The organism is Microbacterium sp. (assembly GCF_035556355.1).
Classification (GTDB): Bacteria; Actinomycetota; Actinomycetes; order Actinomycetales; family Microbacteriaceae; genus Microbacterium.
The window spans coordinates 1-11,519 of sequence record NZ_DATMFG010000042.1; the positions used below are offsets into that span (position 1 = coordinate 1).

The 11,519-nt window shown below is 71.6% G+C and carries 12 protein-coding genes and 1 pseudogene; 9 read left to right on the plus strand and 4 right to left on the minus strand.

Annotated elements, in window-relative coordinates; all coding sequences use genetic code 11:
* From VNR19_RS11745 to VNR19_RS11780, 8 genes and pseudogenes are all read left to right on the plus strand, one after another.
* Positions 1 to 450, plus strand: a pseudogene (locus tag VNR19_RS11745) (hypothetical protein); the annotation flags it as partial.
* A 123-nt stretch (positions 451 to 573) separates the two neighbouring features.
* Positions 574 to 993, plus strand: a complete 420-nt coding sequence (locus tag VNR19_RS11750) for a hypothetical protein (RefSeq protein WP_325726958.1) — start codon at positions 574 to 576, stop codon at positions 991 to 993.
* Position 994: 1 nt separating this feature from the next.
* Complete coding sequence (locus VNR19_RS11755; protein ID WP_325726960.1) at positions 995 to 1,396, plus strand: phage holin family protein; 402 nt, start codon at positions 995 to 997, stop codon at positions 1,394 to 1,396.
* On the plus strand, positions 1,386 to 1,670 hold the full coding sequence (locus VNR19_RS11760) for a hypothetical protein (protein WP_325726961.1): 285 nt from the start codon (positions 1,386 to 1,388) through the stop codon (positions 1,668 to 1,670). The genes VNR19_RS11755 and VNR19_RS11760 overlap by 11 nt, the downstream gene beginning before the upstream one ends.
* Before the next feature lie 191 nt (positions 1,671 to 1,861).
* Positions 1,862 to 2,692 carry a uroporphyrinogen-III synthase gene (locus VNR19_RS11765; RefSeq protein WP_325726962.1) on the plus strand — a complete coding sequence of 277 codons (831 nt, stop codon included), beginning with the start codon at positions 1,862 to 1,864 and terminating at the stop codon, positions 2,690 to 2,692.
* A gap of 39 nt (positions 2,693 to 2,731) precedes the next feature.
* Positions 2,732 to 3,724 carry a 2-phospho-L-lactate transferase gene (cofD, locus tag VNR19_RS11770; RefSeq protein ID WP_325726964.1) on the plus strand — a complete coding sequence of 331 codons (993 nt, stop codon included), beginning with the start codon at positions 2,732 to 2,734 and terminating at the stop codon, positions 3,722 to 3,724.
* Between the two features lies 1 nt (position 3,725).
* Positions 3,726 to 4,469: a sulfite exporter TauE/SafE family protein gene (locus VNR19_RS11775; RefSeq protein WP_325726966.1), complete on the plus strand. Its 744-nt coding sequence runs from the start codon at positions 3,726 to 3,728 to the stop codon at positions 4,467 to 4,469.
* Between the two features lie 85 nt (positions 4,470 to 4,554).
* Positions 4,555 to 5,277 (plus strand): hypothetical protein, encoded by a 723-nt coding sequence (locus VNR19_RS11780; protein WP_325726968.1) that lies wholly within the window; start codon positions 4,555 to 4,557, stop codon positions 5,275 to 5,277.
* On the opposite strand, the gene cofC is transcribed toward VNR19_RS11780, so the two are convergent.
* The 4 genes from cofC to cofG are packed head-to-tail and all read right to left on the minus strand — an operon-like array spanning position 5,274 to position 10,898.
* Positions 5,274 to 5,915: a 2-phospho-L-lactate guanylyltransferase gene (gene cofC, locus VNR19_RS11785; RefSeq protein ID WP_325726970.1), complete on the minus strand. Its 642-nt coding sequence runs from the start codon at positions 5,913 to 5,915 to the stop codon at positions 5,274 to 5,276. The genes VNR19_RS11780 and cofC overlap by 4 nt on opposite strands.
* Positions 5,912 to 6,922 carry a glucose-6-phosphate dehydrogenase (coenzyme-F420) gene (fgd, locus tag VNR19_RS11790; protein ID WP_325726972.1) on the minus strand — a complete coding sequence of 337 codons (1,011 nt, stop codon included), beginning with the start codon at positions 6,920 to 6,922 and terminating at the stop codon, positions 5,912 to 5,914. The genes cofC and fgd overlap by 4 nt, the downstream gene beginning before the upstream one ends.
* Entirely contained in the window at positions 6,919 to 8,490 is a 1,572-nt protein-coding gene (locus VNR19_RS11795; protein ID WP_325726974.1) for a flavin-containing monooxygenase, read from the minus strand. Before VNR19_RS11795 ends, fgd begins: the two co-directional genes overlap by 4 nt.
* Positions 8,487 to 10,898, minus strand: a complete 2,412-nt coding sequence (gene cofG, locus VNR19_RS11800) for a 7,8-didemethyl-8-hydroxy-5-deazariboflavin synthase CofG (protein ID WP_325726976.1) — start codon at positions 10,896 to 10,898, stop codon at positions 8,487 to 8,489. Before cofG ends, VNR19_RS11795 begins: the two co-directional genes overlap by 4 nt.
* A 96-nt stretch (positions 10,899 to 10,994) precedes the next feature.
* On the opposite strand from cofG, the gene VNR19_RS11805 reads away from it, so the two are divergent.
* Positions 10,995 to 11,480: a hypothetical protein gene (locus VNR19_RS11805; RefSeq protein ID WP_325726978.1), complete on the plus strand. Its 486-nt coding sequence runs from the start codon at positions 10,995 to 10,997 to the stop codon at positions 11,478 to 11,480.
* The last annotated feature ends 39 nt before the right edge of the window (positions 11,481 to 11,519 follow it).

Consider the following 11,519-nt stretch of genomic DNA (forward strand, 5'->3'; position numbering starts at 1 on the left):
TTCACCGTCTACCCCGTCGCGGGTACGCACCGTGCAACCGGACTGCTCGCACTCTCGCGCCGCCATCCCGAGCTCACCGAAGCGACCGGCGGGCACGTCCTCCGTGTGAGCTTCGGCACGCGCGGCGATCGCCCGGCGACCGAGGGGCTCGATGACGCCGAAGCGTTCGCGCTCGCGGTGGCGGAGGCGTCCGCCCTCCTCGGGATCGACCCCGGTCGCGTGAGGCTCCTCGGCGCGAACCGGTGGCGCGCGGAGCTGCCGCGGCCAGCGTCGGCGATCGGACGCGCCGAGGTCAACGCGGCGGCGCGGCACGCTGTCGCCGGCGTCGCAGGGCTCGGCGTCGCGGGCGCGTGGCTCTCAGGACCCGGGCTCGCGCAGGTCGTGCTCGACGCGCGCGAGGAGGCCGATCGCGTGCGGCGGACCATCCTGTGGGGTGACGCGGCGGTCTGATGACGGGCCGGTGCGGCATCCGTGAACCCTCTTGCACCGCCTTGTCAAGGGAGGATGCCTGAAACGGAATACGGGACTAACCTTGGGTGGCATCGGACACGCGAACGAGCGTCAGGAGACCTCATGAGGGGCAAAGTAGGACTCGTCATCGGACTCGCGGCAGGGTACGTGCTCGGCACGCGCGCCGGCCGCGAGCGATACGAGCAGATCAAGGCTCAGGCTCAGAAGGTGTGGAACCTCGACCCGGTCCAGCAGCAGGTCGACAAGGTCAAGGACTTCGCCAAGTCGAGCGCGATGGCCCTCCCCAGCACGCTGTGGGACACGGCCGTCAAGGTCGGCAAGGCCGCATCGACCAAGGGCTCGCCGGGAGAGCGTCTCGACGCCGCGCTCAAGGTCGGGCAGGACCAGGCCGACGACGTCGGAGCTGCGGCCAAGAAGACGTCCCGCGCCGTGAAGGAAGCGGCGGAGGACGTCGCGGAAGATGTGAAGGACGCGGTCGACGAAGCCAAGAAGGCCCGCCGCAGCACCACCGACGGGAAGTGACATGAGCGAGCCGCGACGCTTTCGCGACCGCGCCGACGACAGCCTGCTGACGCTGCTCGGCGAGGTGCCCGAGCTTGTGCGCAACCTCGTCGTGGCCGAGGTGGACGCCGCGAAGAAGTGGGTTGCGAAGACCGCGAAGGACGGCGGATGGGGCGCGCTGTGGATGATCGCCGCGCTGTTCGTGCTGTTCTGGTCGATCCCCGCGTTCGGAGCGTTCCTCATCGCCGGCTTGTCGTCGTGGTGGCCGGTGTGGGCGTCGGCCCTGTTCGTCTTCGGGGTCGCGCTCGTGATCGCCATCGTGCTGGCGCTGCTCGGCATCCTTCGCTTCCGGCGGCTCGCGAAGCGAGAGACCCCGGTCCAATCGATCGCCCAGGACGTGAGAGAGGTGCGCGATGAGCTCTGACATCACCCGAACCTCCGCCATCCCCCGGACGGCGGTCGAGGTCGGCATCGACGATCCCGTGGAGCGGGCGCGTGCCGAGCTGAAGGCGGCGCTCGCCGCGATCGAGGAGAAGGCGAACGTGCCGAGGCGCGTCGGCAAGGCGGTGGATCGCACCATCGCGAAGGCGCGCGCGTTCCAGAGCCGCAACCCCGGGCTGACGATGGCGGCGATCGTCGCCGGGGCGGTCGCAGTGGGGGCGATCGTGTGGGCCGGCGTGCGCGCGTATACCCGCTGAGGCCCTCCGGCACCGGGCTCGCGTCCGGCGGTGCCGCGCGCCGCGCGGGGTATGCTCGAAGACAGGCAGTGCGATGGTGCGATGCTGCCGATGCGCGAATCCGCAGATCCGAGGCGGATTCGCACGCGCGTCGGCTGCTCGACGTTTGGGGCGGCTGACGGAGTTCCACGACAGCGCCCGGATGACGAGATATGAACGCAGCAGTCCGACCGACGCCCGACAAGCCCCTCACCGGCTGGCGCGTCCTCGTGCCCCGCGGGGGCCCGTGGGGCGATGGCGTCGCTGCGACCCTGCGCCGTCAGGGAGCCGTCCCCGTCATCGCACCACTCATCAACTTCGCGCCGACCGATGACATCGAGACGCTCGAGAAGGCGCTCGCCGACCTGGCCGCCGGAGCGTTCGACTGGGTGACGATCACGAGTGCGACGACGGTCGACGTCCTCTACGCCTACCGCGCCACCATCCCCGCGAAGACCAAGGTCGCGGCGGTGGGAGAGACGACCGCGGCGGCGCTCCAGTCGATGGGCTACCGCGTCGACCTCGTCCCCGAGCGCGACAACTCCGCCGCGGGCATGGCCGAGCAGATGATCGCGCTCGAGCCGGAACCACGCGACATCCTGACGCTCCGAAGCGAGATCGCCAAGCCCCTGCTGACGCGGATGCTGCAGCGAGCCGGCCACCGCGTGCGCAGCGTCGTCGCCTACCGCACCGTCGGGGTGCCCGTCACCGAGCGCATCGCGCAGGACGTGCGCAGCGGCCGCATCAACGCGATCCTCGTGACCAGCGGCTCGGTCGCAGAGCAGGTGCACGCGCAGTTCCCCGACGTCCCGAGCACGACGATCATCGCCGCGATCGGGCCGCGCACGGCGAAGGATGCCCGAAAGGCCGGCCTCTCGGTCGACGTCGTCGCCGAGCAGCAGACCGTCGACGCGCTCATCGAGGCCGTCGCGCAGTTTCCGCTGCCGCACGCCGCCGACGAGTTCGCGCCGCCGACCGGCATGATCCGGCCAATCGAGCAGTAGCGGCGGAGGCGGCCCCGCGACCGCCGATAGCCTGTGGGGATGCATGACTCCCCCCGCGTCGTCGTGCTCGCCGGCGGTGTCGGCGGGTCGAGATTCACCCTCGGAGTCCGGGGCGCGCTGCGCGAACGCGGCATCGACGACACCGCTCGCGTGCTCACCGTCGTCGTCAACACGGGCGACGACCTGTGGCTCTCGGGCGTCCGGCTTCAGCCCGATATCGACTCCGTCACGTACGCGCTCGCCGGTGTGAACGACACGCAACGCGGATGGGGCCGCGCGGGAGACACCGAGCGCGTCAACCACGAGCTGCGCGAGTGGGGTGCGGGCTGGCCGTGGTTCACGCTCGGCGACCTCGACCTCGGCACGCACCTCGCGCGCACGGGCTGGCTGCGCGAAGGGCTCACCCCGACGCAGGTGATCGAGCGGATGTCGCGCCGCTGGCCCCTCGGAGCACGCCTGCTGCCCATGACCGACGCCGAGGTCGACACCATCGTCAGGGTGCGCGACGGTGACGGCATCCGGTCGCTCCACTTCCAGGAGTGGTGGACGCGCCATCGCGCGACGCTCGAGCCCGTCGGCTTCGTGAACCCGGGCATCGAGAGCGCGGCACCGGCGCCGGGTGTCGTCGAGGCGATCGCGGATGCCGACGTCGTGCTGTTCGCGCCCTCGAACCCCGTCGTGTCGATCGGGCCCATCCTGTCGGTGCCGGGCGTGCGCGACGCGCTGCGCGCGACGAGCGCGCCCGTCGTGGGCGTCTCGCCGATCATCGGCGGCCGCGTGGTGCGCGGCATGGCCGACGTGTGTCTCACCGCGATCGGCGTGGAGACATCGGCGGCCGCCGTCGCCGCGCACTACGGCGCTCGCACGGACGGCGGGCTGCTCGACGCGTGGCTCATCGCCGAGGAGGACGCCGACCTCGCGGGGAATGTCGAGCGGCGCGGCATCCGTCCCGTCATCCGGCCGCTGTGGATGACGGATGCGGCGGCCTCCACCGCGCTCGCGGCCGCTGCCCTCGACGCCGGGCACGGCTGACGTGCCCGAGCTGTCGGCGCTCGCGTGGGTGCTGCTCGCGGTCACCGCCGCGTCCATCGGCATCTCCAAGACCGCGATACCCGGGACGAACACCGTCGCGGTCGCGGTGTTCGCGGCGGTGCTCCCCGCGCGACAGTCGACCGGAACGATCCTGCTGCTGCTGATCCTCGCGGACGTCTTCGCGATGATCTCGTACCGTCGGCATGCGAACGGGAAGGCGCTCCTCGGCCTTGCTCCGGCCGTCGTGGCGGGACTGCTCCTCGGCTTCGGCTTCCTCGCGATCGCGGACGACACATGGGTGCGGCGCGTCATCGGCGTGCTGCTGCTCCTCGTCATCGCCATCACCCTGCTGCGCCGGCGCATGGGACGACAGATCGCCGAGGGTGGGACGCACCGCGTCGCCGCCGCCGTCTACGGCACCCTCGGCGGCTTCACGACGATGGTCGCGAACGCGGCCGGGCCCGTCATGTCGATGTACTTCCTCGCGTCGCGTTTCCCGGTGAAGGAGTTCCTCGGCACGACCGCGTGGTTCTTCGCGATCGTGAACATCGCGAAGCTTCCGTTCTCGATCGGCCTGGGACTCATCACGGTGCCGGGACTGCTGCTCGACCTCGTGCTCGCGCCCGCCGTGATCGCGGGCGCGCTGTTCGGACGCTGGATCGCGGACCGCATCGACCAGCAGCTTTTCGAGCGCCTCGTCATCCTGCTGACGATCGTCGGCGCGGTGTACCTCCTGGTCGCGTAGCGGGTCGGTTGACTTCACATCACGGTTCCACAACCGTTCCGGCATCCGCGGCACCCCGTCGATACGATCCGAGCGGAGGTGCGAGATGGCGTGGATCGCGTCGGTGGTGGTGTCTCTCGCCCTCGCCGTCTCAGGTGCGACGGTCGCCGACGACGTGCCCGTCGGGGTCCTCGAGGTCATGGACTGCGCGGTCGGCGACGACGGAACGATGCTCGAGCAGGCGTGCGGTGGCGGAAACCTGAGCAAGCCGCACGCCGTGTACATGTGGACCAGCGGCTTCCTCGCCGACGAGGACGGAGCGCCGGTCGACGCGTCGCACGAGTGGATCGCGGTGCGGCTCGACGCCGACGGCGTCGTGCAGGGCACCGCTCTGGCATGGGAGCCGACCGAGGCTGAGTACGAGCTCGCCGGGTACGACAACGGCGTCGAACTCGGTGAGCTCGTGCTCATGTTCGCAGCGGGTGCGCCGCCCGACGCACATCTCGTCCACGACGCCCCGAGCGGCGCGTGGTACATGCTGGCGGATGACACGGTGACCCCGCTCAACGATTGGGCGTCGCAGATCGTGCCCGGGGCCACCCCTCTCGGCGACGCACGCGCGCTCATCGCCGAGGAGCACCGCCGCAGCGTGGAGGCGTGCCGCGGAGTCGACGGGTGCGCCGGCGGCGGGGGCGACGCCGGGGTCGTCGACCTCGCCTCCCAGGGGGCGCAGCCACCGGTGGTCCTCTGGACCGTGGGCGCGATCATCGGCGCGCTCGCCCTGGCGCTCGGTGTGACGGCCGTCGCCCTGCGCCGCCGCGCGGCCTAGACTTCGCTCGCGCGAACGAGCGCCGCCGTGCGCGGCCCGAGCCCGAGGTCGAGCGCGGCCGCGAAGTGCTCGGCCGTGTCGACGTCGTGGCGGAGGGTCGAGGCATCCGTCACGTTCAGCGGCACCGCGCCCATCGCACGGTGTCTCGCGAACGAGTCCTCGCCGAACGCCGACTCCCAGGCGACTCCCGATGCCGCCGTCAACAACGTCGTACCCGTGCCGTCCGAGTCGGCGACGACTCCGCGCGCGATGCCGCGGGCAGCGCCCAGGGCCGTCGCGAGGTCGTCGGGCCGCAGAGCGGGGAGGTCTCCGAGCAGGGCGGCGCGCGGCATCCGCTCGTTCACCGTCTCGATGCCGGCGGCGATCGCGGCGTTCAGCCCGCCCGGGGAGGGCTCGGGAACGAACCGCAGTCCGGGGATGCCGCTCGCCTCGAGGGCGAGGCCGCCGTCATCGCCCACGACGACGACCCGCTCGACCGCCTCGCACGCGGCGACGGCCGCGATCGTGTCGAGGGCGATCGCGCGGGCGAGCGCTGCACGGTCGATGCCCGGCACCTCGAGGCGGGACTTGCCCCGGTCGGCGGGCTTGACCGGCACGACGACCGCCCAGCGCGGCGTCGGCGCAGCGGCGTCGGTCACGCGAACCGTGCGCGCAGGCGCGGGAGGATCTCCGCGCCGTACATCCGCAGGAACTCCGCCTGGTCCGCACCCGGGTCGTGGAACACGAGGTGCCGGAAGCCGAGGTCGATGTACCACGCGATGCGCTCGACGTGCTCCTCGGGGTCGTCCGAAACGATGAACCGCGACGCGGCGCGCTCGATCGGCAGCTGCTCGCCGAGCCGCTGCATCTCGAGCGGATCGTCGATGCCCATCTTCTCCTCGGGGCTCAGTGCGAGCGGCGCCCAGAAGCGGGTCTTCTCGAGCGCGGTCTGCCGGTCGGGGTGGAACGACACCTTGATCTCCATGAGGGTGTCTATCGAGTCCGGCGCGCGACCCGCCTTCTCGAGCCCTTCGTGCAGGGCGGGCAGCAGCGTGTCGGTGTAGAGCTCGCGCTTCTTGCCGCTCGTCGTGATGAAGCCGTCCGCGATGCGGCCCGCGAGGCGCGTCGCGGCGGGACCGGCCGCCCCGATGTAGATCGGCACGGGGTCGTCCATCTTGTCGTAGATGGTGATGTTCTTCGTCGTGTAGAACTCGCCCTCGAAGCTGACGCGGTCCTCCGACCACAGGCGCCGGATGAGCCCGATCGCCTCCTTGAGCCGGCGGAAGCGCTCGGGCGGATCCGGCCACTCGATTCCGAGGTTCGCCTCGTTGAGCGCTTCGCCCGTGCCGACGCCGAGGATCACGCGCCCCGGGTACAGCACCCCGAGCGTCGCGAAATCCTGAGCGACGACGGTCGGGTTGTACCGGAACGTCGGGGTCAGCACCGACGTTCCGATGAGCACGCGGCTGGTCTTCGCCCCCAGTGCGCCGAGCCAGGGGACGGATGCCGGTGCGTGCCCGCCCTCGTGCAGCCACGGCTGCAGGTGGTCCGACACGAACACCGAGTCGAAGCCCATCTCCTCGGCGAGGATCGCGTAGTCGAGCAGCTCCGTCGGCCCGAACTGCTCGGCCGACGCCTTGTATCCGAACCGCAGCGGAACGGTCATGTGACTCCCTTCACCGCGCGTTCTGCGCGGACATGGACGAACTCCGAGCCGTCGGCGCGCGCGAGCCGCGCGCGGAAGGCGTCCACCGTACCGGGCCACAGCAGCGTGAGCCGGCCGGACCGCTCATCGACGTACCAGTTGCGGCACCCTCCGGTGAGCCAGGGGGTGGAGGCCGCGGCATCCGCGATCTCGTCGGTGTACGCGGCTTCCGCACCCGGATCGACCCGCAGCACTCCGCCCGCGCGGTCGCGCTCGACGAGGCACCGCACCGCGTACGCGGCCTGCTCCTCGATCATGAGGATCGACGACGAGTGCCCCAGCGCCGCATTCGGCCCGTCGAGGATGAAGAGGTTCGGGAACCCCGACACGATGGTCGACCCGAACGAGGTCATGCCCTCGAACCAGTGCACCGCGAGCGATTCCCCGCCCTCGCCGTGCACGAGGTCGGCGTACGGCTGGCGCGTCGTCGCGAAACCGGTCGCGAGCACGAGCGCGTCGGCGTCATGCCGGGAGCCGTCGGATGCCACGAGCGTCGTGCTCTCGACGGCGGCCAGCGCCGACGGGACGAGCCGGATCGCGCCCGACGACACGGCCGGGTAGAAGTCGTCCGACAAGAGGACGCGCTTGCATCCGAACGCGTAGTCGGGCGTGAGCAGCGCGCGCAGCGCGGGGTCGGGCACCTGCGCCTCGAGGTGCGCGAGCGCGGTCGCCTTGGCGGTCGCGGACGCCTCGGCATCGCCCGACCGCGACGCGAAGCGCGCCTCGCCTTCGGCGTACAGGGTCGCGCGCAGCCGGGCGAGCTCTTCGGGGTGGGACGCGAGGCGCTCGCGGTCGGCATCCGAGTAGGGGTGCGCTCCGCGTGGCACGATCCACGCCGGAGTGCGCTGGAAGAGCGTGACATCGGCGATCTTCGCCAGCTTGGGGGAGAGCTGGACGGCGCTCGCGCCGCTGCCGACGACCGCGACGCGCAGGCCGGTGAGGTCGGCCGAGTGGTCCCAGCGCGAGGAGTGGAACATGGGGCCGGGGAACGTCTCGAGCCCGGGGATGTCGGGAATCCGCGGCTCGGTCAGCCGCCCGCACGCCAGCACGAGGGTGTTCGCGGTGACGGTTCCGGACGGCGTCTCGACGAGCCAGAGGTCATCGTCGTCATCCCAACGGGCGCCCGTCATAGGGGTGTTGACGCGGATGCGGTCGCCCAGGCCTTCGCGCTCGGCGACGTCTTCCAGATAGTGCCGGATCTCGTCGCCGCGCGCGTAGAGGCCCGACCAGTACGGGTTCGGGTGGCTCGCGAGGCCGTAGAGGTGCGCGGGCACGTCGCACGCGACTCCCGGGTAGGTGTTGTCGCGCCACGTTCCGCCGAGCGAGGATGCCCGCTCGAGGATCGTGAAGTCGTCGCGGCCTGCGCGCTTGAGCGCGATGGCCATCGCGATGCCCGCGAATCCCGCGCCGATGATCGCGACGTCCGTCGTGTCGGGGCGCTCTCCGGCCGCCGAGCGGGCTGAGGGCTCGACTCCGGCCGCTGAGCGAGCCGAAGGCGAGACGAAGCGCAGTCCGCGAGGATCCGTCATCGGGCGCTCGCATTGCGGTAGTCGGTCGTACGCTGCCGGAACGGGCGGAAGAGGCGTGCGGCGATGGCCGCGGCATCCGCCGACGGCAGTTCCAGACCGAACTCGATGCCCGCCTCGGGTTTGACCCGGCCGTCGAGCAGCGTGCCGCCGAGGTCGTCGCCGCCCGCCTGCAGGAGCACGGCCGCGGTCTCGCGGCCCACACGCGTCCACGGGATCTGGATGTGGGGGATGCTCCCGCTCAGCATGAGTCGCGACACGGCGACCATCGCGCGGTGCTCGTCGACGGGCGAACGGTCCGCGACGAGGGGAACGCCGCCCGCCGGACCCGGCAGAGGAATCGGCACGAACTCTGTGAACCCGCCGGTGGCGTCCTGGATTCCCCGCAGCGCGCGCATGTGCGCGATGCGTTCGGAGGCGGTCTCGACGTGCCCGTAGAAGAGCACCGACGTCGAGCGGAAGCCGGCGCGGTGCGCGGCTGTGATCCCTTCCACCCAGCGGTCGATCTCGAGGTCGGTGGGTGCGACGAGACCGCGCACGCGTTCGCTGAGCACCTTCACGCCCGTGCCCGGAACGGTGTCGACCCCCGCCTCGCGCATCGTCGCAAGCGCTCCGTCGAGGCCGAGACCGCCGCGCTCGGCGAGGTCCCACACGTCCTGCGGGCGATACGCGTGTACGTGGATGTCGGGCGTGGCCGCCTTCACCGCGCGCACGATCTCGAGGTACGCCTCCGGTGCCTCGGCGTCGGGAAGGCGTCCCTGCACGCACAGCTCGGTCGCGCCGAGGTCCCACGCGTCGGCGGCGATCGCCGCGGCGTCGTCGAGGTCGAACTCGTCCGGCGCGCTCGCGCCGCTCGCGCGGAAGCCGCTCGAGGTGAGGTTGCGGTTCACGACGAGGCTCACGGCCTCGCCGACGGTGTACCGCCGCACGTCGTCGGCCGTCGCCGCGAGCGCGTCGAGCCCGTCGCCGGTCGCGGTCAACAGGGCGGCCCACTCCTCGTCGCCGAGCGCGAGGGGGTCGGATGCCGCGGCCTCCGCCAGGCGTCGGACGTCGTCGTCGCCGAGTCTCCCGTCTGGGAGACCGGGAACGCGGATGGAGCGTGAAAGCGCCGGGCTGGATCCCGTCGCACCGGCCTTCGGCGTGCCCGATGTCGCGATCGAGCCCGGCCGTTTGACGTCGCCGGCCGCCAAGCCGGTCTCCGGATCGGCGAGCGCCGCCACGGGCGCGTGCATCGCGGGGTCGAGCCAGGTCGCGGGATCGGTCACGTACTCCGGATGCGCCGTCAGGCGCTCCCGCAGCTCGAATCCGAGTGCCGCGGTGCGCTCGGCGAGGTCGGACAGGTGCGGCCACGGACGCTCGGGGTTCACGTGGTCGGCCGTCAGCGGTGACACACCGCCCCAGTCGTCGGAGCCCGCGCGCACGAGGAGCTCGAACTCCGCGGGATCGGACAGGTTCGGCGGCACCTGGATGCGCATGCGCGGCCCGAACACGAGCCGTGCGACGGCGACCGTGGCGACGTACTCGAGCAGGTCGGCGTCGGGGGCGCGCTGGGCGGCGGTGCGGGGCTTCGCGCGGAAGTTCTGCACGATCACCTCCTGCACGTGCCCGTGCCGCTCGTGCGACTCGCGCAGTGCGATGAGCGACTCGGCGCGATCGCGCAGCGTCTCGCCGATCCCGACGAGGATCCCGGTCGTGAAGGGGATGCGCGCGCGTCCCGCGTCCTCGATCACCGCGAGGCGCACGGCCGGATCCTTGTCGGGCGACCCGTGGTGCACCTGGCCCGGCTCCTCGAACAGGCGGCGGGACGTCGTCTCGAGCATCATGCCCATCGAGGGGGCGGTCGGGCGCAGCATCCGCAGCTCATCGGCGCTCATGACGCCGGGGTTGAGGTGCGCGAGCATGCCGGTCTCGGCGGTGATCAGTCGCGCGATGTGTCCGACGTAGTCGAGCGTCGACGCGAAGCCGTGCTCTTCGAGCCACGCGCGCGCCTCGGGCCAGCGATCTTCGGGGCGGTCGCCGAGCGTCAGGAGCGCCTCTTTGCACCCGAGGGCCTGACCCTGCCGCACAACCGCGAGCACCTGCTCGGGCGTCATGTACATCGGCTTGTGCTTCTTGCGCAGCTGACCGGGGGTGTCGACGAAGATGCAGTAGTGGCAGCGGTCGCGGCACAGCGTCGTGAGCGGCACGAACACCTTGCGCGAGTAGGTGATCACGCCGGGTCGCCCGGCCCGTTCGAGGCCGACATCGCGAACGGATGCGGCGAGCCGCAGCATGCGGTCGAAGTCGTCGTCCTTCGCTGCGAGCAGGGCCAGGGCATCGTCGACGTCGAGTCGATCGCCGCGTTCGGCGCGCTCGAGGGCGCCGGTGGTCGAGGCGCGCGATGGCGCGGGCGCCGGGTCGAGCAGGGTCACCGTTCCAGTCTTGCACCGTCGGGAGACGGGGGGATCGTTGCGTCTCTGTCATCAAATGGCCCACGGACTCCCGCTGCCCGCTGGCAGACTAGTCGCATGGTGACCCTGCTGCTCGACTCGACGCGACTCGAGGTCGCGCTGTCGAAGGTCGAGCGGGCGCTGTCATTCCGCAAGGAGAATGTCCTGATCGAGCGGTCCACCATCAAGAAGGTGCAGCTCACCGACGATGCGTGGATGTGGCTGCGGGGTGTTCCCGATCCCGGCACGCACCTGTGGGGGATCGCCGCGATGGGCACGTGGAAGTCGGCCGGCGGCACGGACTTCGCGCTCATCCGCCGCCACCGGGCGGGTGTCGTGATCGACCTCGACGGGCACGAGGAGTTCCAGCGCGTGATCCTCACCACCCGTCACGGGCTCGCGCTCGTGCAGGCGCTGCAGCTCGACGGCGAGGCCGAACTCGCCGAGGTGACCGAGATCGCGGCGACGGCCCCCGTGCCGGTGCAACCCGAGGGCGCCGGCGGGTCGAAGCCGGCCCGCAAGAAGAAGCCCCGGCCTTCGCCGAGTCCCGCGCCCGCGACCTGAGCCGCACAGCCCGGGAGGGCTTGCGTGCTCGCTCAGCGA

What these genes read in the sequence shown, in the direction of transcription:
- VNR19_RS11750 (WP_325726958.1), top strand. Translation starts at nt 574, where the DNA reads ATGAGGGGCAAAGTAGGACTCGTCATCGGACTCGCGGCAGGGTACGTG.
- VNR19_RS11755 (WP_325726960.1), top strand. Translation starts at nt 995, where the DNA reads ATGAGCGAGCCGCGACGCTTTCGCGACCGCGCCGACGACAGCCTGCTG.
- VNR19_RS11760 (WP_325726961.1), top strand. Translation starts at nt 1,386, where the DNA reads ATGAGCTCTGACATCACCCGAACCTCCGCCATCCCCCGGACGGCGGTC.
- VNR19_RS11765 (WP_325726962.1), top strand. Translation starts at nt 1,862, where the DNA reads ATGAACGCAGCAGTCCGACCGACGCCCGACAAGCCCCTCACCGGCTGG.
- cofD (WP_325726964.1), top strand. Translation starts at nt 2,732, where the DNA reads ATGCATGACTCCCCCCGCGTCGTCGTGCTCGCCGGCGGTGTCGGCGGG.
- VNR19_RS11780 (WP_325726968.1), top strand. Translation starts at nt 4,555, where the DNA reads ATGGCGTGGATCGCGTCGGTGGTGGTGTCTCTCGCCCTCGCCGTCTCA.
- fgd (WP_325726972.1), bottom strand. Translation starts at nt 6,922, where the DNA reads ATGACCGTTCCGCTGCGGTTCGGATACAAGGCGTCGGCCGAGCAGTTC.
- VNR19_RS11795 (WP_325726974.1), bottom strand. Translation starts at nt 8,490, where the DNA reads ATGACGGATCCTCGCGGACTGCGCTTCGTCTCGCCTTCGGCTCGCTCA.
- VNR19_RS11805 (WP_325726978.1), top strand. Translation starts at nt 10,995, where the DNA reads ATGGTGACCCTGCTGCTCGACTCGACGCGACTCGAGGTCGCGCTGTCG.